The sequence below is a fragment of the Halomonas sp. A020 genome (assembly GCF_027943625.1).
Lineage (GTDB): Bacteria > Pseudomonadota > Gammaproteobacteria > Pseudomonadales > Halomonadaceae > Vreelandella > Vreelandella piezotolerans.
The window spans coordinates 877,300-897,265 of sequence record NZ_AP022850.1; the positions used below are offsets into that span (position 1 = coordinate 877,300).

At 59.2% G+C, this 19,966-nt stretch carries 18 protein-coding genes; 8 read left to right on the forward strand and 10 right to left on the reverse strand.

Annotated elements, in window-relative coordinates; all coding sequences use genetic code 11:
• Window positions 1-8: 8 nt before the first annotated feature.
• From FRH_RS04035 to FRH_RS04045, 3 genes are all read right to left on the reverse strand, one after another.
• Complete coding sequence (locus tag FRH_RS04035) at window positions 9-902, reverse strand: drug/metabolite transporter (protein ID WP_281997839.1); 894 nt, start codon at window positions 900-902, stop codon at window positions 9-11.
• A gap of 39 nt (window positions 903-941) precedes the next feature.
• Window positions 942-1,679, reverse strand: a complete 738-nt coding sequence (locus FRH_RS04040; protein WP_239297168.1) for an HAD-IB family hydrolase — start codon at window positions 1,677-1,679, stop codon at window positions 942-944.
• Between the two features lie 75 nt (window positions 1,680-1,754).
• Window positions 1,755-4,454, reverse strand: coding sequence for an EAL domain-containing protein (locus FRH_RS04045; protein WP_281997840.1), 2,700 nt, complete (start codon window positions 4,452-4,454; stop codon window positions 1,755-1,757).
• A gap of 203 nt (window positions 4,455-4,657) precedes the next feature.
• Here FRH_RS04045 and FRH_RS04050 point away from each other — a divergent pair, with 203 nt between their 5' ends.
• Window positions 4,658-6,187, forward strand: a complete 1,530-nt coding sequence (locus tag FRH_RS04050) for a GGDEF domain-containing protein (RefSeq protein ID WP_281997841.1) — start codon at window positions 4,658-4,660, stop codon at window positions 6,185-6,187.
• A gap of 9 nt (window positions 6,188-6,196) precedes the next feature.
• Here the strand turns inward: FRH_RS04050 and FRH_RS04055 are convergent, their stop codons facing one another.
• From FRH_RS04055 to FRH_RS04070, 4 genes are all read right to left on the reverse strand, one after another.
• Entirely contained in the window at window positions 6,197-7,501 is a 1,305-nt protein-coding gene (locus FRH_RS04055; RefSeq protein ID WP_139525884.1) for a TRAP transporter large permease subunit, read from the reverse strand.
• 23 nt (window positions 7,502-7,524) lie between these two features.
• Window positions 7,525-8,088, reverse strand: coding sequence for a TRAP transporter small permease (locus FRH_RS04060; RefSeq protein ID WP_139525885.1), 564 nt, complete (start codon window positions 8,086-8,088; stop codon window positions 7,525-7,527).
• Window positions 8,089-8,164: 76 nt separating this feature from the next.
• Window positions 8,165-9,154, reverse strand: a complete 990-nt coding sequence (locus FRH_RS04065; RefSeq protein WP_281997842.1) for a TRAP transporter substrate-binding protein — start codon at window positions 9,152-9,154, stop codon at window positions 8,165-8,167.
• 13 nt (window positions 9,155-9,167) lie between these two features.
• The gene (locus tag FRH_RS04070) at window positions 9,168-10,160 is read right to left on the reverse strand and encodes a LysR family transcriptional regulator (protein ID WP_281997843.1); all 993 of its coding nucleotides are present in this window, start codon (window positions 10,158-10,160) and stop codon (window positions 9,168-9,170) included.
• 527 nt (window positions 10,161-10,687) lie between these two features.
• Here FRH_RS04070 and FRH_RS04075 point away from each other — a divergent pair.
• The 3 genes from FRH_RS04075 to FRH_RS04085 are packed head-to-tail and all read left to right on the forward strand — an operon-like array spanning window position 10,688 to window position 13,070.
• The gene (locus tag FRH_RS04075; RefSeq protein ID WP_239297173.1) at window positions 10,688-11,440 is read left to right on the forward strand and encodes a 5-oxoprolinase subunit PxpA; all 753 of its coding nucleotides are present in this window, start codon (window positions 10,688-10,690) and stop codon (window positions 11,438-11,440) included.
• The gene (gene pxpB / locus FRH_RS04080) at window positions 11,437-12,141 is read left to right on the forward strand and encodes a 5-oxoprolinase subunit PxpB (protein WP_281997844.1); all 705 of its coding nucleotides are present in this window, start codon (window positions 11,437-11,439) and stop codon (window positions 12,139-12,141) included. The genes FRH_RS04075 and pxpB overlap by 4 nt, the downstream gene beginning before the upstream one ends.
• Window positions 12,138-13,070, forward strand: a complete 933-nt coding sequence (locus tag FRH_RS04085) for a biotin-dependent carboxyltransferase family protein (RefSeq protein WP_281997845.1) — start codon at window positions 12,138-12,140, stop codon at window positions 13,068-13,070. Before pxpB ends, FRH_RS04085 begins: the two co-directional genes overlap by 4 nt.
• A 42-nt stretch (window positions 13,071-13,112) precedes the next feature.
• Here the strand turns inward: FRH_RS04085 and FRH_RS04090 are convergent, their stop codons facing one another.
• The 3 genes from FRH_RS04090 to katG form a co-directional block, all read right to left on the reverse strand.
• Entirely contained in the window at window positions 13,113-14,633 is a 1,521-nt protein-coding gene (locus tag FRH_RS04090) for a sodium:solute symporter family protein (RefSeq protein WP_281997846.1), read from the reverse strand.
• Window positions 14,626-14,814, reverse strand: a complete 189-nt coding sequence (locus tag FRH_RS04095) for a hypothetical protein (protein ID WP_219862133.1) — start codon at window positions 14,812-14,814, stop codon at window positions 14,626-14,628. Before FRH_RS04095 ends, FRH_RS04090 begins: the two co-directional genes overlap by 8 nt.
• A 149-nt stretch (window positions 14,815-14,963) precedes the next feature.
• Entirely contained in the window at window positions 14,964-17,120 is a 2,157-nt protein-coding gene (gene katG / locus FRH_RS04100; protein ID WP_239297182.1) for a catalase/peroxidase HPI, read from the reverse strand.
• 449 nt (window positions 17,121-17,569) lie between these two features.
• On the opposite strand from katG, the gene FRH_RS04105 reads away from it, so the two are divergent.
• The 4 genes from FRH_RS04105 to FRH_RS04120 are packed head-to-tail and all read left to right on the forward strand — an operon-like array spanning window position 17,570 to window position 19,951.
• Complete coding sequence (locus FRH_RS04105) at window positions 17,570-18,040, forward strand: GspH/FimT family protein (protein WP_239297184.1); 471 nt, start codon at window positions 17,570-17,572, stop codon at window positions 18,038-18,040.
• 19 nt (window positions 18,041-18,059) lie between these two features.
• Complete coding sequence (gene pilV, locus FRH_RS04110) at window positions 18,060-18,467, forward strand: type IV pilus modification protein PilV (RefSeq protein ID WP_139525895.1); 408 nt, start codon at window positions 18,060-18,062, stop codon at window positions 18,465-18,467.
• A gap of 1 nt (window position 18,468) precedes the next feature.
• Window positions 18,469-19,503, forward strand: a complete 1,035-nt coding sequence (locus FRH_RS04115; RefSeq protein ID WP_239297186.1) for a PilW family protein — start codon at window positions 18,469-18,471, stop codon at window positions 19,501-19,503.
• Between the two features lies 1 nt (window position 19,504).
• Window positions 19,505-19,951, forward strand: coding sequence for a PilX N-terminal domain-containing pilus assembly protein (locus FRH_RS04120; RefSeq protein ID WP_153842938.1), 447 nt, complete (start codon window positions 19,505-19,507; stop codon window positions 19,949-19,951).
• Window positions 19,952-19,966: the final 15 nt, after the last annotated feature.

The following is a 19,966-nucleotide window of genomic DNA, read 5'->3' on the forward strand; positions in this document are numbered from 1 at the left end:
TGGCGCGACTACAGCGCCACCATCACCAACCCCGCCAGCATCACCAAGGTGCCGAGTGTTTTAGCGGTGGAGGCAGGCTCTTTCAACCACAGCACGCCCATCAACACGCCCACCGGAATCGAGAGCTGGCGCAGCGCGACCACGTAGCTCACTTCATCGGTCATCGCCATGGCCACCAGCACGAGGCCGTAGGTGCAGGTCATCATCAGCCCGGTCACCACTAACACGGGCAGGCCTTGCTGGCGAAGTAGCGGCAAGCGGCGACGCTCAGCGGGCAGCAGCGCCAGCAGCGGCACTGCCCAAGTCAGCGTCATCACCGCTTGCAGCACCATAAAGACGGCTCCGGCGGTGAGCCCGCTGTGACCCGCGCTCTGCATCAGGCCCAAGGCCTGCTTATCGATGAGCGAATAGCCCACCGTGCCCGCCGCCGCCAGCAGCGCGAACCCCATGGCGGGCGTGACATAGGTGGACACCCGGCGCGCCTCCGGGTGGCTGAGCGGCAGACAGAGCGCACCCAAAACCACCAGTGCCATCCCTAGGCCGTCCCACGCATCCAGCACGCGGCTACCTAGCAACGCAATGGAGACCAGCGGCACCAGCACGACAGGCAGCGCCCTGGCGATGGGGTAGAGCACGCTCACCTCCCCCCGTGCATAGGCCCAGGCCAAGCCTCCCATATAGAGCATCTGGCATAGCCCCGAGAGCGCCAGCCACCCCCAAAATGCGCCTGGAAGCGCCATGAGCGGTGGCCCCAGCACTAACAGCGGCAGCATCACGACACCGCCAGCGCCATAGGCCAGAACGAACGCCCCCAGCGAGGGCGTGTTGCGTTTGCCCAGCACGTTCCATCCGGCATGCATACACACCGAGACCAGTACCAGGGCGAGGGCCGCTGGACTCATGTGGTCGCCTTGACAACGAGAGTACCTATGAAACGACCATCATGTTTTAGCAAGACTGGAGTATTCACTATTAACGGAGCTAGATAAGCGGTCATTACTAAAAGAGAATGCCCGCCAGTCTAAGCGTCGCCACCCTTCTACGCTAGCCACCTCGGCCAAGACCGGGTCGGGGTTGACCGCCACGGCGCAATCCACGTACTGCAACAGTGGTAAATCGTTGCGCGAGTCGGAATAGAACGTGGTGTGGCTCGGCGTGATGGCGTGCTCCGCCAGCCACTGCTGAAAGCGGATCACCTTGCCGCCTCGGTACGAAAGCACGCCTTGGCTGCTCCCGGTGTAAACACGACCCTCTTCGGACATAGTGATCTCCGGCTCCACCGCCAGCACATGCTCGATGCCGAGCACTGTCGCGATGGGTGCCACCAAATGGCGAGACGAGGCAGAGATCAAAATCAAAGTATCGCCCGCTTGTCGATGGCTCTCTAGGCAGCGCCACGCTTGATCGAAAATACGCGGCTGCAAATGAGTAGCGACGAAGCGCTCGACTTCCTTTTCCACCTCAGCCACTCGCCGCCCCTTCAGGGGTGCCAGCGTCATGGCCAGGTACTCGTCTAGCTTGAGCTTGCCCGCATGGTAGGCCTGCTGCATCTGTTCGGCGCGTGTCATGAAGCGCTCCGCGTCGGTGACCCATCCTTGCTCGATCATCCATAAATTCCAGCGGTCGCTGCAGTCTCCGTCCAGGAGCGTATCATCAAGGTCAAACAGGGCCAGGCGCATGGGAACTCCTATCGTCGCGGTTTGGCGCGCGTAGGGTATGCCACGCATGATGACAGTAAGATGACGAACGTGCGCCTAGCGACTCAGCCAGGTATGGGCAAAGCGATCGGCTGGCAGCGGCTTGCCGAAAAAGTAACCTTGCGCCTGATTACAGCCCATCTCGGCCAGAAGCGCCGCTTGGGCGGCACTCTCGACACCTTCGGCAAGGGTTTTCATGTCCAGCGTGTTGGCCATGGCAATGATCGTCTGCACGATGGCCCGATCGTGGTGGTTATCGAGCATTTCGCGCACGAACGAGATATCGATTTTTAGCGCGTCGGCGGCAAAGCGGCGCAGATAAGAGAGCGAGGAGTACCCGGTGCCGAAGTCGTCGATGAACAGCGCATAGCCTGCCTGACGCATGGCCTGGGTAATGATGACCGCCTGATCCGGGTCGCGCATGAAATCGCTCTCGGTCAGCTCAATGGCAATCGCGCTGGGCGAGACGCTGGAGGTGAGTGCGGCAATATGAGTCGTTAGTCGCGGGTCGGCAAACTGCTGCGCGGAGATATTGATCGACAGCCGCCCCGGAAGCGGTGTGCCCGCTGCTTGCCAAGCGCTCAACTGACGCGCGGCCTCTTCCAGCACCCAGTCACCGAGTAAACGAATCAGCCCGCGCTCCTCGGCTAGGGGGATGAACTCCCCAGGGCTGACCCACCCCCACTCTGGGTCGTGCCAGCGGCACAGCGCCTCTGCACCGGTCAGCGCTTTCGTGTCTAAATCCACCTGGGGCTGGAAGTAGAGCTCTAGCCGCTGCTCTAAAATCGCCATGTGCAGCCGCTCGGTCATCCATTGGCGGCGTTCCAGCGTATGGCGCATGGCTTGCGTGTAGGGGGAGATATTGGTTTCACGCTTTTTGGCGTGATGTAGTGCAATACTGGCCGCATTGAACAGCTCGCTGGTGTTGGCCACATCGCCTGGGTAGCGCGCAAAACCAATGCTTACGTCCAAATTGAAGACGCGGTGCTCTAGACGAATCGGCCGTCTCACCAAGCTGCAAAGCTGCTTGACAAGCTCATCCAGCGCTGCGCGTTCGACGCGTGGTAATAGCAGCGCGAACTCATCCCCCGATAGCCTCGCGCAGTGCAAGTTGGCGATATCCAAGTGGCGCAAACGCGCCGCCACCGTTGCCAGCAGTTGATCACCGACTTGATGTCCGTGCAGGTCGTTGACCTCTTTGAAGCGGCGCAAATCCAACAGCAACAGCGCCAGCGGCGACGCCTGCTGCTCGGCCCGCTCGCCTATATCACGCAAGAGATCCATGAACTGCACCCGGTTGGGCAAGCCGGTCGTGCTGTCGGTGTAGGCCAACTGGTGCATGTGGCGGTGGTCGCGGCGTCGCTCGAGCTCGGCAGCAGCCCCCGTGGAGAGAATCTGCAGCACGGAGGTAGCAAAGGCATTGGTGGTTAACGGCGTTTGGTAAAACACCATCATCACCCCAATGGCTTCCCCTTTGGCGTTATCCAAGCGGCGTCCGATCCAGGCTTGCGCGTTCATCGTGGCGCCCGGCAGGCTAAACCGCTGCCCCTGCTGTACGACGCTCTCTTGTTCGAGCACCACGCGTTCGACGGGCGTGCCGCGCAGCAAGAAGGTGTGGTTTTTACGGGTCTGGCCAGCGACGACCAGACTCACGGTATGCCCCGTAGTGGCAGGCAACAGATTATTGGGATGAGAATGGCCCTGTGGTGCAGGCGGCACCGGTTGGTCCAACAGAGCGATGAATCCCGCATCGGCTTCCAACAGCGTGGTCAGCGTGGCAATGAGTTGCTGAAAGTAATCGTCGCCCACCCTAGAAGTGACGGTCGAGGCCACTTGAACCACCGCCTGCTGTACCCGCTGCGCCTCTTGCTGGTCGGTCACATCCGTAATGAAGCCTTCCAAGCAGAGTACCTCGCCTTGATTGGAAAAGACGGCCTGCCCTTGCTCCCACATCCAGCGCTCGCTACCGTCGCGGTGCCGAATGCGAAACGTCACGCGATAAGGACGGCGCTGGCGAATCGCAGCCGCTACCTCTTGCGCCAGCCGCGCTTGATCATCTGCGTGCACCAGGCTGGCAAAGGTCGTCACTCGGCTGTTTTCCAACTCTTCCGGCCGATAGCCGGTCAGCGCTTCGGCACCTTGGCTGACGAGCAGCATGGTCCAGTCATGATCGTTCAGGCAGCGGTAGGCCATGCCGGGCAGGTGATCGAGCAAGGTGTTCAGCCGTCGCTCGCTCTCTTTGGCGGCGGCCTCGCTTTTGCGTAGCGCGTTTTCTGCTTGACGCCTGCCTAGCTCAGCACCCGCTTGTGCGGCGGCAATTCGCAACACTTCGTTTTCTAGTCCATCGAACGCCATGGGGCGATTGCTCAGCACCGCTAGCAGACCGATGGCCGCCCCATCCGGCCCAAATAGCGGCAGGCCCATGTAGCTATCGGCACCGAGCTGGCGCAAAAGATCGTCTTTAGGAAAGCGGGATTGTACGTCGCAGGCGTAAAGGCATGGTTCATGGCCAACCACGGTCTCGCAAGGCGTGCCTGCCAAGGGGTAGGTGATATTGGCTTGTAAACCATTGCTTGACCAAACGGCCAGGGTTTCCGCTATATTGGCATCAGTGACGACCGCGATCAACGCATGATCGACGGCCAGTAAACGAGCAAGCTGTTCCACCAGGGAGGCAAAGAAGTTGGGCTGACTGCTACGCCCCACCCCTTCTGCTAGCTGGCGAAAAATCTCTGCTGCTTCTTTTCGTGTGTGCATCGTTGCACTCGCTTATGTCGTTATAGAGCAGCTAAGCTTTGCCACTGTTTTAACAAAGCACGGCGACGTTTGCACCATAAACAGCTACCTTTTGGAAGACGCCGATCGCGCCAAGCGGTATCGGCCAACCTGACAATATGATAAAAAAAACGATCGTTATTCAACTGACTGCCTACTTCGCTGCACGGCATTGAGGAGACACTATGACGGGGCCTACTGCCGTCAGCGAAACGCTTTATACCTCGCTGGCCAACCAGCTTCCCAGCTTTCTCAGCAGCACTTTGCTGCAGTGCAAGCGGCTACCGTCTTTGCCGGCGGTGGCGCTCAACGTGCTGGAGATCACCCGCACCTCGGATGCCACCTTGAGCGATTATGCACGCGCCATCGAGCACGACCCGGCCTTGACGGCACGGGTGATGAGCGTGGCCAATAGCGTGCACTATCTGCGCGCCGCCCAGCCGCCTCATACGTGTTTCGAAGCCACCCAGCGTATGGGGCTAGATGTCACGCTGGCCACGGTGCTGAGTTTTTGCCTGTTCGAAAATGACCACTCGGCACGCGGCCGCCAGCACTTCTGGCGGCGAGCCATTACCTCAGCCGTTGCCGCGAGTTATCTCGCGCAACAGCTCTGCCCTCACCAAGCGGGCAGCGTGTTTACAGCAGCACTACTGCAGGACATTGGCATCCTGGCGCTGCAGACCGCCTACCCCAACGACGCTGAGCGGCTATACGGGACCGAGCAGGCCTCTCATGGCCATACCCAGCAGGTCGAAAAACGCTACTTTGGCTGCGACCACGCGCTGATCGGCGCTTGGTTACTCGCGAAATGGGGCGCTCATGACGATTTGATTCGCGCCATCCAGCGCAGCCACGAAGGGCTCGAGACCGACAATCCCTCGGTTCTCTGCCTGCGCGTCTCGGGTGCACTTGCCGATGCTTGGTTATCGGCCGATCCCGCCCAAGCATTAGCGGGCGTGATGCGTCAGCTTCGAACGTTGGCCACCGCTGACGAGTGGGCCCTTGCCGGCCTTTTGGCACACCTCGAATACACTCTGCCGCCCTTGATGGAGACTCTGGGGCTAAGCCAACCCGTCTCGATCGATAGCGTTAGGCTGTTACAAGAGGCTCAGCAGCTGCTGTACGAGCATACGCTGTCGCTTAGCGCCCGTCTGGACGCTCAGCAAAAGGCGCGGGATGCGCTGCTCGACGATTACGCCCAGCTAGAGCAGCGCAGCCGGATCGATCCGCTGACCCAACTGGCCAATCGCGCATGGCTAGAGGAACAGCTGCGAGAGCGATTCCACCTTTGCCTATCGACCAAGCGAACCATGTCGGTGGTGTTCATCGACCTCGATCACTTCAAAGTGCTCAACGACCGTTTTGGTCATCAGGCCGGCGACGAGGTACTGGCCCGCTTTGGTAAGATGCTCGCCTCGCTGGTGCGCGTGGGCGATCTAGCGGGCCGCTATGGTGGCGAAGAGTTCCTGGTGATTCTGCCGGATGAAAATGCCGAAGGCGCAAAACGCTTTGCCGAACGCATTACTCGGCGCTTGCAGGAGCGGCCCATGGCGCAGATCGAACAAGAGCCGCTCTATGTCTCGGTATCGATTGGCGTGGCGTGTTTGACCGACGGCGGTTTTGGTAATGAACGCGAGCTAATCGATGCCGCCGACCAGAGCATGTACTTCATCAAGCGCTCTGGCCGGGGCGGTGTGTCGGTCTATGGTCAATGACTCGGCCAATTAGCCGGTCATGGCGTAAGGCAGGTAAAGCGCAATGCTGGGGAAGAGATGCATCAGCGCAATGGCCAGCATCATCAGTAAAAAGAACGGCAGCGTCGCTTTGGTGATGGTCAGAATATCCTTACCGGTCAAGCCTTGAATCACGAATAGGTTAAACCCGACCGGCGGCGTGATTTGCGACATTTCGACCACGATCACCAAATAGATGCCGAACCAGATCAGATCGAAGCCCGCCGCGCTCACCACCGGCATGATAATGGCCGTCACCAGCAGAATCAGCGAAATACCGTCCAAGAAGCAGCCCATGATGAGCAGCAGCAGCGTGAGTGCCACCAGCAGCATGGTGGGCGATAGTCCCATCTCGCCAATGGCCTGAGCAAGCTTCATGGGCACTTGAGTAAAGCCCATGGCCGAGGTCAAGAACGATGCACCGGCAATGATGAAGGCGATCATGCAGGCCGTGCGCACTGCCGCAAAGAGCGAGTCGGTAAAAATCGACCGGTCGAAGTGACCATTGAACCGAGCAATGATCATCGATAGCACCACGCCCACCGCAGCCGCCTCCGTTGGCGAAGCCAGCCCGCCGTAAATCGATACGATGATGCCACCAATCAGCAGCAAAATAGGCACCAGCGCCCAGGTATTGCGCAGCTTTTCAGCGATGCTCATATCCGATTCGTCGGCACCCGTCAGGCCAGCACGGTTGCCTTTGAGCAGCGCCCAGAGCACCAAATACGTCATGAACATGGCCAAGATCATCAGGCCGGGGCCAATGCCCGCCATAAACAGCCGCGAGATCGACTGCTCGGTGACCACGCCATACACGATCAGCACGATCGAGGGGGGTATCAACAAGCCCAGTGTGGACGCGCTGGCCAGCGTGCCAATCGCCATGTTGCTGTCGTAGCCGCGGCGTTCGAGCTCCGGCAGGGTCATTTTACCCACCGTGGCACAGGTGGCGGCTGACGAGCCGCATACCGCTGCGAACATGCCACTGCCAATGATGTTGGTATGCAGCAGGCGGCCCGGCAGACGGTTGAGCCACGGCGACAGCCCGCGGAACATGTTGTCCGCTAGCCCCGAACGAAACAGAATTTCGCCCATCCAGATGAACATGGGCAGCGCCGTCAAGTCCCAGCCGTAGCTGGCGCCCCAAAAATCAGAGGCCAAAATGGGGCCTGGATCGAAAGGACTAAAAAATTGTAGGGCAATCCATGCGGTGCCGATGAGCGCAAAGGCAATCCACACCCCGCTGCCCAACAGCACCACGAGGGTCACAATAGTCGCTAAACTGAGTAGTAGCACGAGGGTATCTCCCGAGTCGCCGCTTAGTGCGCGTCGTTATCGTCGATGGACATGGCTTCACGAAAGCTTGACGGGTCTCGCAGGGCAATACGCCCAGCCATCCATAGCGCCTCCAGCAGTGCCAGGGCCAGCAGACCAACGCCAACGGCCAGCACCACTTGCGGGATCCATAGAGGAATCGACAAGAAGCCCGACGACACATCGTTGTATTCCAGGCTCTCCCTCGCCAAGCCGATCAAGCCATAGGTCAGCAGCACGCTGATGACCAGCGCAATCAGCAGACCAAACACCTCAAACCACACGCGCACCGCCGACGGCAGACGCGAAATGAGCAGCGTGACCCGTATATGGGCGTGATGCACGAAGGTGTAAGCCAGACCCAGAAACGTCGCGCCGACCAATAAATAGGCGGCCATTTCCGAGACGCCGGTGATACTGATGCCGAGTCGACTAAGGCCCACCAGCACCAACAGAGCATCCACCAAACGAAAAGTGACTTGCAGCGCAATGAGCGCACAAATAGCCACCATGCACGCTGCTGCGCCCCAGGCACCCAGGCGGTAGAGTTTGTCGAATTTAAACGTCATGTTCGCAGTCTCACAGAGCGCGTAGGGAAAGGGGCAGCCCGCGGGCTGCCCCAGGCGTTACAGTGGCAACGAAGGGTTAGTTGCCACGCTGGGCGCGGTAGGCTTCCAGAGCCGCTTTGGCTTCGTCATCGGCGCGGGACTGCCAATCGGCGAACAGCTCGTCACCCGCCGCTTGCAGCGCAGCGGCTACCTCAGCGTTGGGTTCGGACACGCTGATGCCGTTCTCTTGCAGCGCCGCGAGGCTCTCGTCATTGTTCTCACGGCTCATCTGCCAGCCGCGCTCTTCGGCACGGGCCGCCGCTTCCATCAGCGCTTCTTGCGTCGCTTCGTCAAGACGATCGAAGCTGCGCTGGCTGATGAAAACGATGTTCTTCGGCAGCCACAGGTTGGCATCGGTGTAGTCGGTGACGTAGTCCCAAGCGGCCATGGAGTTGCCGGTAGAGCTCGACGTAATCATCGCGTCGACGCGGCCGGTGCTAAAGGCCGTGGGGATATCAGACTCTTCGGTTTCGGTGGGGCTACCGCCTAGGTTATCGACGAAGCGCTGGGTGTTGATGTTCGGCGCACGCACGCGCAGCCCCTCGAACTGTGCCGGATCCGTCAGCGGTTCCGCCGTGTAGATGCCCTGTGCAGGCCAGGCAACGGCATACAGCGGAATCAGCCCTTCATAGGCGAACAGCTCGGTAATCATCGGCTTGGTCGCTTCCCACAGCGCGTAGGCGTCATCGTAGCTACCGGCCACGCCAGGCAGCGTATCGACTTCGAAAATCGGGTCGTCGTTAGAGAGAATCGACAGGAACACCTCACCGGCATCGATGGTGCCACGACGCACGGAGGGCTTGATCTCCCCGTGGGATACTAGCGAGCCACCGCTATGAACGGTAATGGTGAGCTCGCCGTCCGTGGCTTCCGCCACATCTTCCGCGAACTGCTTGGTGTTTTGGGTGTGGAAGCTGGCATCCCCGTAGGGCGTGGCCATGGTCCACTCGGCGGCCTGAGCCGTGGCGGCAGCGGCAAGGCTGCACGCCGTGGCAAGAAGCAGGGGGGTCGCAATGCGAGTACGCATAGGTAAAGTCCTCTTATTCATAGGGATGGAGGTGCTGCACAGGGGTGGAGGAGGCGGCGTTAGGGGTCACCCAACGCCCGGTAAAACACATGTTAGTAATCTCGTTATGCTTTTCAGTGGCATACTCACGCGCGCACTCTTGGGCCAATCGGCCCACGCCGCGACAAAAGCGCGGATGATTGGCGCTGCGCCAAATCACATCATAGTGCATGGCGGGTAACGGCGCGGGGAGCGCCAGACGATACAGCTCGCCCCGTCGCCACTCGTCCAGCACGGTAGCGACCGGCAGCGCGCCGATGCCTAATCCCTCGGTCGTCAAGCGAACAATGGTCATCAGCGTGCTCACGCTATGAATACGTGGCTGCGCCACCCCCTGGGCGGCGAGGTAGCTCACCAGCTCCTCATAAGGGCGCGCCAGCTTGCCAAAAGAAATGAACGGCAGCGTGGTGCACCAGGCGTGGGGGCGTTCGCTAAGTCGCTGGGCGTGGCGTGGCGAGACGAACATGCCCATCTCGTAAGGGCTGAGCGTCTCTTGGTCGATCTGCTCCTGGGGCAGGTAGCCGTTCATGGCCAGCAGGATATCCAGCTCATTGCCGGTCAAACGCTCATTGAGCGCGGGCGAGTAGTCGACGGTCAGTTCGATGATGAGCTTGGGATAGCGCTCGGTGAGGCGCTGCATGAAGCGCGGAAACCAGCTATGGGCGATGGTTTCGATGGTGCCCAGACGTAGCGGCGCCGAAAAATCCTCTTCGCTGTCGAACAGTTTCAGGGCTTCATCGCGCTGAGCCAGCATGCGTTCGGCATGGAGAAAGAACTCTCGGCCACGCATGGTGGGTTGAATCGGTCGCGCCGAGCGTTCGAGCAGCAGCTCGCCCACCGTGCTCTCTAAGCGAGAAATACGCTCCGACACCGAGGGTTGAGTGATGTGTAACCTGGCGGCCGCTTTACGAAAAGAGCCAAGTTTCACCGCCCACACAAAGGCATCGAGTTCCTTAAAATCCAGCATCGTCTCACCAGCCTGTCAAAAACGCACTCGGGCAAAGCACCCCAGTAGGCGCATTCACCATGCCGCCCACCGTTGGTAATCCAGGTGAAGCGTCGTTATGCAGATGTATATGCAACCTGCCGTGCTGGGCACAGGCAAGCTGTCGCGGGGCTGGCAACCGCATGTGGCACTCCTCAGACATCACCCTTTCCTAGCCATTGTTATAGGTAGCGCAAACGCGCGACATCCGGCGGATCAGGGCGTCTCTTTTGTAATCTTTTTTGAGTCGCTTTCAATAGTTGATAATCGTATCACGCTCTAGCGTCAACTATTTTTCCACTAAATAACAGCATGATAGGAACAGCCGATACTCAATATCGCTAAAAACGATTGGCACTTGGAACGCGCTCTCCATATATTATTTTTGCGCTAACAACACCATATATAGGCTCACTAACACGTCATTACTATGAGCAAATAGACTGTCTCATTTGGCTAATGAATAGCGATATCAATTACTAACAACACACAACCCAGCAGGAGACGTTATGGCGATTCCGCTGCTTAACTGCGATATGGGCGAAAGTTTCGGTAACTGGTCGATTGGCTTGGACGCTGAGGTCATGCCCCACGTTGACTGTGCCAACATTGCCTGCGGCTACCACGCATCTGACCCCCATGTGATGCGCAAGACAGTGAAGCTTGCTGTTCAGCACGGCGTAAAAATCGGTGCCCATCCCGGTTACCCTGATTTAATGGGCTTTGGCCGCCGCTCCATGGCCTGCTCGCCTGCCGAAGTGGAAGACATGATGCTCTACCAAATCGGCGCCCTGGCAGGCATTTGCCAAGCAGAAGGCACCGCACTGAGCTACGTCAAACCCCACGGGGCAATGTACAACGACATGGCAGCCGATGTGGCGCTACTGGAAGGCGCCATGCGCGCCGTGAAGGCGTTCGATGACCGCCTGCCGCTAATGGTGATGGCCACCGCCGATCCAGCGCCGCATCGTCAGCTAGCGGAAAAAATGGGCATCACCCTCTGGTTTGAAACCTTCGCGGACCGCGCGTATGAGGCCACCGGGCACTTAGCCTCACGCCGCCTGCCGGGGGCCGTGCACCACGACCAAGCCACCATCGTCGCCCAAGCCGTCGCCTTGGCCAAAGGGGAAACCCTCACCGCCCGCGATGGCAGCGCCCTGCTGCTACCCTGCGATACGCTCTGCGTGCATGGCGACAATCCCGAATCCGTGGCCGCCGTGCGCGCCATTCGCGAGGCCTTTACGGCGTTGGAGTCCGCGTGAAACTGCGCTTAGAAACAGCGGCGATGGACGCCCTAACGGTGCGCTTGTTCGACGCCATCGATGAAACCAATATGGCGTGGATCATGGCCGCCGACGAGGCGCTGCGGCGCGCTTTCGATCACGCGCTCATCGACCTGATCCCGTCATACACCACCCTGCTGGTGCATTACGACTGCCAAAAGCTCACCTTTGCCCAGGCCACGACCCTCGTACGCAGTGCCCTACGCAATTTAGCCCCTGCCGACTCCCAGCAGGGCCAGCTCCACGAAATTCCCGTATGGTACGACGATAGCGTTGGCCCCGAATTGCCCACCGTGGCAAAGCGCGCCGGTCTCAGCGTCGAGGCGTTGATCGAGCGACACTGCAGTCACGACTACTGCGTGTTTGCACTGGGCTTTGCCCCTGGCTACGGCTTTATGGGCTTGGTGGATGAGGCGATTGCCGCGCCGCGTTTGAAAACGCCCCGCCGCCGTGTCGCGGCGGGCAGCGTCGGCATTGCCGACCGACAAACGGCCATCTACCCGCTGCTTTCACCGGGCGGCTGGAACATTCTGGGTAGAACCGCCGTGCCGCTGTTCGAACACGCCAAACGCGGCGAGCCGCTGCTGCGCCCGGGCGATAAAGTGCGCTTCAAGGCGATATCCCAATCCGAATTCGAAGCGGCCGGGGGCGACACCACCCCGCTGGAGGAGCGCTCATGAGCCGTCCTACCCTGACCGTAAAGCAAGCCGGACCGCTGGCGCTGATTCAAGATGCGGGCCGCTTCGGCGTCGGCCACTTAGGCGTGACGCAAGGCGGTGCCGCCGACTGGATCGCCTTCCGCTGGGCCAACTGGCTGCTGGGCAACTCGCTGGAGAGCGCCGCGCTGGAAATCGTCATGGGCGGCAACCTGACGCTGGTAGCCAATAGCGACGTGCGCCTCGCCCTGGCAGGTGCCGACCTTGCCGCCACACTGGACGACCAACCGCTGGCGCCCAACGCCAGCTTTATGATGCAAGCGGGCCAAACGCTGGTCTTTCGCCAGCCGAAAAAGGGCCTACGCGCGTACCTCGCCTTCCCGGGCGGGCTGGATGCGCCAACCGTGCTGGGCAGCCAAGCCTGCACGGCAAGAGAACACATCGGCGGTCTGCACGAAGATGGCAAACCGCTCAAAACCAGCGATCAGCTCACCTGGAAAGGCAGCAGCGCCACGCCGCGTCAGTTACCCCAAGGCACCCAGATCCCTCTGCCTGATGCAGAAGACACCGTGCTGGACATGGTGCTGGGCTCCCAGGCCGCCCACTTTGCCGGGCGCAGCCTGTTTGACGCCTTCAACCAGCCATGGACCGTGGATCAACGTGCCGACCGCATGGGCATTCGGCTCACCGGCAAAGCGCTGAACAGCCGCCTAGACGGCATCGTTTCTGAAGGGATTCCGCTAGGGGCCGTGCAGATTCCTCCCGACGGCCAGCCGATCATCCTGATGAACGACCGCCAAACCATCGGCGGCTACCCGCGCCTGGGTGCTTTGACCCCCATAGCCTGCGCCCGCCTCGCCCAGTGTTTGCCGGGTACCAAGGTGCGTTTGCAGCCGATCAGTGCGACCCATGCGCAGGCGGCGTATCGCAAGCAGCTGTTGCGGTGGAAGTAGGCTGAAAAGCCCCAGTAGACAGGGGCTTTTAGCGCTAGGGGCCTAAGGAGTCGACTGCTTGGTCGTTGAATTACTGGCAGAGCGGCGCTTGTGACCCAGCTCATCCTCGATGGCGGCAAAAAAGGCATCGGTAGAGGCTGGATGAGGCTGGGTCGCAAGGCTAACGCCCACAAACAGCACACTCGCGACCACAATGCCCCATACACCGGCAGGCAGGCCCAGCAACGAGTTGCCGGTGGCATACATCAGCAGTACAAAGGCGCTCGTGCCCACCACGCTGGTCAGTGCACCGGCAGCCGTGCCGCGCTTCCAATAGAAAGCACCGATCAGCGCGGGCACCATGGCCACCAAGCCCGAGGAGGCGGCCACCGATAGCACTGCAATGAGATCGAGCTGTAGCTCAGCGAAGGCGAGCGCCATGAGTGCAATGACCGGTATGACGAGCTTGCCGACTTGGAGTTGGCGCTTTTCACTCACGTTCGGCTTGAGGTTCGCGTAAACATCGCGTGAGACCATGGAGGCCAGCGTCAGCATGATCGAGTCGATGGTGGAAACGGCGGCCGCCATGATGCCGATCATCACGATCACGCCCAAGACGGGTGGCACGAACTCTGAGCCCAGTAGCGTAGGCGTGGCTAAATCGGCGCGTTCTAGACTTGGGAAAGCGGCCAAGGCGGAGAATCCCCACAGCACAGAGACCAAGGTATAGATAAAACCGAACACTAAAAAGCCGATCAGCATGTGGCGCATCGAACGCAGCGACGACGGCATGAACAGACGTTGGCTCACCTGCGGATTGGAGAGGCTAAAGAAGAACCAGGGAATGGTAAGACCCAAAAAGGTGACGAAGCTGAATAGGCCCGGGCCGGGCACCGTCAGTGACTGCGGATGCTCGGTCGCCAGTGTTTCGAAGAGCGCACCAAAACCGCCCAAGCTATGAATCACCAACAGCGCCACCAGCGTGGATGCCACGATCATCATGATGGCCTGCAGCGAGTCGGTCCACATGACCGAACGAATCCCCGCGATATAAGAGAAGAAAATGGCGACTACCGTGGCCAGCGCAACCCCGGTGGTAAACGTGATGGTGCCTCCCGACATCCCCTGAAGCAGGTAGCCGACGCCCGCGAGCTGAACCGCTGAGTAAGGAATCAGAAAGATACAGCTAGCAACGGAAACGGCCATGGCCACCTGTTTGCTGTTGTAGCGGTGGCCGAGCATCTCGCTGGGCGTCACGTAGCCGAACTTCTTGCCGACCGCCCAGAATTTAGGGCCGAAAATCGCCACCAGTGAGACACCGGCAAAGTAGATGATTTCAAAACCGAGCGCGCCCACGCCACCCGCATAGGTAAGGCCTGCCAACCCCACCATCATAAAGGCACTGTAGGTCGTGGCACTGTAGCTCAGCGCCGAGACGAACCCGTTCATTTGCCGGTTGCCCAAAAAGTAACCGGACATGCTTTCCGTGTGTCCTTTCGTCGGGGGACGACGCGACAGCACCGCAATGCCGAGAGCAATCAACAGGTAAAGCGCAATGCCTCCCCAAATGAGCGTCTCAGTCATCACTATGTTCCTTGAAACCTTGAGTGATCAACACATTCAGGGCGATGATGACCAACCCCGCCACGGTCCAGAACAAAAAGCTGCCGTACCACCGCGACACGTCGCTCAACAGCGTGTAAGGCACTACATAGCTCGATAAGACAACGGCCCATACGAGCCATATCCATTTACTGCGTGTCATCGTCGATCTCGTGTTGTTACATCAAAGGGAAGCAAACGCTACTGTAGCAAAGCTGACGAACCAGCGATGCCTAAGTACGCATACAAAAAAGGCACCCGACTGGGTGCCTCGATTGGGTGCCTTAGAGAGTACGACTCACGATTGTTGACTTACGACGCGACGTCGAAACGATCGGCATTCATCACTTTGGTCCAGGCGGCGACGAAGTCTTTGACGAACTTCTCACCGTTATCGTCCTGGGCATACACTTCTGCGTATGAGCGCAGCAGCGAGTTGGAACCGAACACCAGGTCCACGCGCGAGGCGGTCCACTTCACGGCCCCGGTCTTGCGATCACGGATCTCGTAAGCGTTGCTACCCACCGGCTTCCACGTGTTGCCCATATCGGTCAGGTTGACGAAGAAGTCGTTGGTCAACTGACCTTCGCGGTCGGTGAAAACGCCGTGCTTGGTGCCACCATAGTTGGTGCCCAGTACGCGCATACCGCCCAGCAGCACGGTCATTTCCGGCCCCGTCAAGCCCATCAGCTGCGCACGATCCAGCAGCATCTCTTCAGGCTTCACCACGTACTCTTTCTTCTGCCAGTTGCGGAAGCCATCGGCCAGCGGCTCCAGTGGCGCGAAGGAGTCCGCGTCGGTCATCTCGGCGGTCGCGTCGCCACGGCCTTTCAAGAAGGGCACGCGCACGTCATAACCCGCTGCTTTCGCAGCTTTCTCGATACCGACGCTACCGGCCAGTACGATCACGTCCGCCACGCTAGCGCCGGTATCGGCAGAGATCTGCTCGTAGACGCTCAGTACCTTGGCCAGGCGCTCCGGCTCGTTGCCCTGCCAATCCTTTTGCGGCGCTAAACGGATACGGGCACCGTTGGCACCACCGCGCATGTCGGAGCCACGATAGGTACGGGCGCTGTCCCAAGCGGTAGAGACCATGTCGCTGATACTCAGACCGCTTTCCGCGATTTTCTGTTTGACGACTTCTTCGCAGTAGTCGGTGCTGCCTGCCGGAATCGGGTCTTGCCAAATCAGGTCTTCTGCCGGCACTTCCGGGCCGATGTAACGTGCTTTCGGTCCCAGGTCACGATGCGTCAGCTTGAACCACGCTTTCGCGAAAGTCTTCTTGAAGTACTCCGGATCGGCCATGAACTTTTCGCAGATGGCGCGATAGGTCGGATCCATCTTCATCGCCATGTCCGCATCGGTCATGATCGGGTTATGACGAATCGAGGGGTCGCTGGCGTCGACCGGCTTGTCTTCTTCTTTGATGTCGATCGGTTCCCACTGGTGGGCACCGGCGGGGCTCTTTCTCAGTTCCCACTCGTAGCCGAACAGCAGGTCGAAGTAGCCCATGTCGAACTTCGTGGGGTTGGTGGTCCACGCACCTTCGATGCCCGAGGTCACAGCGTTGCTCGCCTTGCCCTGCATGTGGGGGTTGCCCCAGCCAAAGCCCTGGTTTTCAACGTCAGAGGCTTCTGGCTCAGCGGCCAACGCAGAGGCATCGCCATTACCGTGACACTTACCGACGGTGTGGCCACCAGCGGTCAGGGCCGCCGTCTCTTCGTCGTTCATAGCCATACGGGCGAAGGTTTCACGCACCTGCTGAGCGGTTTTCAGCGGGTCCGGCTGACCGTTGACGCCTTCCGGGTTCACATAGATGAGACCCATCTGAACGGCAGCCAGCGGGTTTTCCATGGTTTCGGGCTTATTCACGTCGCCGTAGCGCTCGTCAGAGGGCGCGAGCCACTCTTTTTCATTGCCCCAGTAAATGTCTTTCTCGGGCTCCCAAATATCGGCGCGACCGAAGGAGAAGCCGTAAGATGGCAGGCCCATGGACTCATACGCCACGGTACCGGCCAGAATCATCAGGTCCGCCCAGCTGATCTTGTTGCCGTACTTTTTCTTGATCGGCCACAGCAGACGACGCGCTTTGTCCAGGCTGACGTTATCCGGCCAAGAGTTGAGCGGTGCAAAACGCTGGGCACCGGTGCCGCCGCCACCACGGCCGTCGGCAATACGGTAGGTGCCTGCGGAGTGCCAAGCCATGCGGATCATCAAACCGCCGTAGTGCCCCCAGTCAGCGGGCCACCACTCTTGGCTGTCGGTCATCAGCGCGTGAACGTCTTTTTTCAGCGCGTCGAAATCGAGCTTACGGACTTCATCACGGTAGTTGAAATCCGGGTCCATCGGGTCTGATTTGCGATCTTGCTGATGCAAAATATCCAGGTTCAACCCTTCCGGCCACCAATCTTTGTTAGAGGTACCGGTTGAGGTGTTACCGCCGTGCATGACAGGACATTTACCGCTCATAGCTCTCTCCCTTATTGCTCTTGGCCTTGGAGATACCAAGGGAACAAATGCAGTGCACCTCCGCACTAGGCTGGACGTTAAACGCGACCATCACTAGCACCGGCGTGCGTTATTCACATGCCACAGTTTTAAAGCACCTTTGCAATAGCCACAATTTGCATTTTACGACCAATGTAATAGCTCTCGGCTATTGGAAATATCCTCCCTCTTGTCGATAGAGCTTTATGCTGACGCGCCTTTCGAGCATAGCGCGACTTTAATGAACGCGTATGTCGAATATCCGCAGGGCGTGTTGCCTTGTTGCACCCATGCCGTATGTTATAAACGCTATACTTTCCTACCACAAAATCAAATATCGATATAATGAATTCAGCCGACCCGGGCATTACCGTGACTAGACACGCCAGCCACAGCACTTCTCTTGATGTGCTTGCGCAGAGTAATCCCTCATGCTGACGGCTAGACGTTCCGCACATGGCTTTACCCTGCTGGAACTTTTGGTGGCCCTGGCGCTATTCGCTACGCTGGCCACCATTGCGATACCCAATTTTGCTAGGATCATTCAAGAAAACCGCGTCGTGACGACCACCAACGACTATAAAATTGCGCTGAGCTTTGCCCGTAGTGAAGCCGTGCGACGCAATCAGTCCGTCGACTTACTCCCCGTGGCCGAAGGTTGGGATAACGGCTGGGTAGTGCAGGCCGATGAGGTGGTGCTACGTCGCTGGGCGCAGGAGGTAGACGACATTACGATTGCGAATGCGCCCGAGCGTTTTACGTTCAACAGTCAAGGGCGCCTGGTGTCGGCAGCCTTTGCTTCCCAGCGCGTCTCCGTCACGCTGAATGAGATAGGCCGCTGCGTGCGTATCGAGCCGAGCGGCATTTCCCGAGTACTCACTAATCGTCAAGCCTGCGACTAATTCATTAGCGAGCCACGCCATGCCAACACGACAACGGGGTATCTCACTGCTGGAGTCATTGATTGCGCTACTGGTGCTGTCGATTGGCCTATTGGGTGTGCTTGGCTTGCAAACCCAGTCGCTGGTGCATAACCGTGCTGCCTATTTCGAGACTCAGGCCACCAACATGGCCCAGGACATGCTGGATCGCATTCGCGCCAACCGTGAGCAAGCAGCCGACTATGCGCTCACGTTAGGCGGAGAGGTCGACGGCAGCGGATTGCCCGCGACTGATCAAGCCGAGTGGGTCGCGGATGTGAGTACCATGCTCCCTGGCGGCGTAGGCGGCATCGAGATCGACAATCGGCGTATTAGCGTCACCGTGCGATGGGAGGACGCCACGTCGCCCAACGATATTCGGCAAGTACAATTAGCGTCGGAGCTATAGCGTGGGCAGAGGCAAACCTCGAACGACTCAAGCAGGCTTTACGCTGGTGGAGCTGTTAGTCGCCATGGTCATTGGGCTACTGGTCATGGCTGGGGCAACCCAACTCTTCATCTCCTCTCAGCAAAGCTACCGTTTTCAAACCGCACTGGCCGACATGCAGGACACTGGTCGCTTCGCGCTGGATACGATGGCCCGCGAGCTACGTCAGGTGGACTATAGCGGTGGCTGTGCGCTACCACAGACGACCGTCCATATGCGCAATATGGCCGATGCCAGCAGCCTCCCCTTACCGTTGCAAGCATGGGACACACCCAACAACCATGATTTTACGGCCAGCTTGGTCACACCCCTCGACGAGCAGCATGTGCTCGCGTTTCGTGGCGGTCTCCTTGCCCGGACGGGGTTTATCGATACGTCGTTGGAAATTGCCGCGATCGATAGCAGCCAACGACTCACCTTGAATCGAGAGACCGATAGCGCCTTTCATCAACGATTGGTGCTGCTTCAGGGCCTGCTGAATTGCGATATTTTCTATAACACCACGAGTGACGCCCGCACCCTGCAGAAAAGCGCGGCGGCAGGCTGGCAGGGCAACGTCGACCCAAGCGAAAGCGAATGGGGAGAGGCGAGCGATATTACCTATGCTGCGGGCCAAACCGTATCGCTGAGTGCCTTGAACAGCGCCCTTTACTACATTGGCCGAGATGCCAATAACGCGAATGTGCCCTCGTTGATGCGCTTGGATGTGAGCCAAACGACGCCTCGTAATGAGGTCGTGGCCAGCCATGTGGTGGCGATGCGAACGTCCTTTCTGCTCGACGGCGCCTACATACCACCCGACGAGATCGATGAGGCAGAGTGGCCCGATGTCAGGGCGGCGCGCATCACGCTCATCGTACAAAGTGACCGTCCCAATCTACGGAATGCCGACACCACGCTGGCGATCGGCAATTTTCGAGGAGACAACGCTTTCACCGGCGGCAACGGACGGATTTATCAAGCCTTCACGACGACCATCGCTTTGAGGAATCGTTAGCATGCAGAGCCACGCATTGACGCATCAGCGAGGAATGGCGCTCGTGTTGAGCCTGATTTTCCTTGCCATCGTCACCATGTTGAGCCTCTCTTCCATGCAAGGAGCGATCACTCAAGACCGTATGGCCTCGAGCCAGCGCGACTACGGTGTTGCCTTTCAAGCAGCAGAGGCCGCACTGAGCGAAGCCGAAACGCTGCTTCAAAACGGCGCCCCGCCTGGCAATGGATGGCGTAACCACGACATGGCGATGGAAGAACTCACCCGTAACCCACGCTACCGCATCCAGACGCTGGCACCGCTAGGATCACTGACCAACAACGACGGGACGGAGGCGGTCGAAATGCTTTATCGGATCGAAACTCAAGGCTTTGGCCGTGGTGAAGATACCCGTGTCACGCTCGAGGCCCTCTACGTTCGCCAGCAGCCAGTGGAGGTCATCGTGCCATGATACAAAGATCCGCCC

Coding starts and splice junctions, on each gene's coding strand:
- FRH_RS04035 (WP_281997839.1), bottom strand. CDS start 902: ATGAGTCCAGCGGCCCTCGCCCTGGTACTGGTCTCGGTGTGTATGCAT.
- FRH_RS04040 (WP_239297168.1), bottom strand. CDS start 1,679: ATGCGCCTGGCCCTGTTTGACCTTGATGATACGCTCCTGGACGGAGAC.
- FRH_RS04045 (WP_281997840.1), bottom strand. CDS start 4,454: ATGCACACACGAAAAGAAGCAGCAGAGATTTTTCGCCAGCTAGCAGAA.
- FRH_RS04050 (WP_281997841.1), top strand. CDS start 4,658: ATGACGGGGCCTACTGCCGTCAGCGAAACGCTTTATACCTCGCTGGCC.
- FRH_RS04060 (WP_139525885.1), bottom strand. CDS start 8,088: ATGACGTTTAAATTCGACAAACTCTACCGCCTGGGTGCCTGGGGCGCA.
- FRH_RS04065 (WP_281997842.1), bottom strand. CDS start 9,154: ATGCGTACTCGCATTGCGACCCCCCTGCTTCTTGCCACGGCGTGCAGC.
- FRH_RS04070 (WP_281997843.1), bottom strand. CDS start 10,160: ATGCTGGATTTTAAGGAACTCGATGCCTTTGTGTGGGCGGTGAAACTT.
- FRH_RS04075 (WP_239297173.1), top strand. CDS start 10,688: ATGGCGATTCCGCTGCTTAACTGCGATATGGGCGAAAGTTTCGGTAAC.
- FRH_RS04085 (WP_281997845.1), top strand. CDS start 12,138: ATGAGCCGTCCTACCCTGACCGTAAAGCAAGCCGGACCGCTGGCGCTG.
- FRH_RS04090 (WP_281997846.1), bottom strand. CDS start 14,633: ATGACTGAGACGCTCATTTGGGGAGGCATTGCGCTTTACCTGTTGATT.
- FRH_RS04095 (WP_219862133.1), bottom strand. CDS start 14,814: ATGACACGCAGTAAATGGATATGGCTCGTATGGGCCGTTGTCTTATCG.
- katG (WP_239297182.1), bottom strand. CDS start 17,120: ATGAGCGGTAAATGTCCTGTCATGCACGGCGGTAACACCTCAACCGGT.
- FRH_RS04105 (WP_239297184.1), top strand. CDS start 17,570: ATGCTGACGGCTAGACGTTCCGCACATGGCTTTACCCTGCTGGAACTT.
- pilV (WP_139525895.1), top strand. CDS start 18,060: ATGCCAACACGACAACGGGGTATCTCACTGCTGGAGTCATTGATTGCG.
- FRH_RS04120 (WP_153842938.1), top strand. CDS start 19,505: ATGCAGAGCCACGCATTGACGCATCAGCGAGGAATGGCGCTCGTGTTG.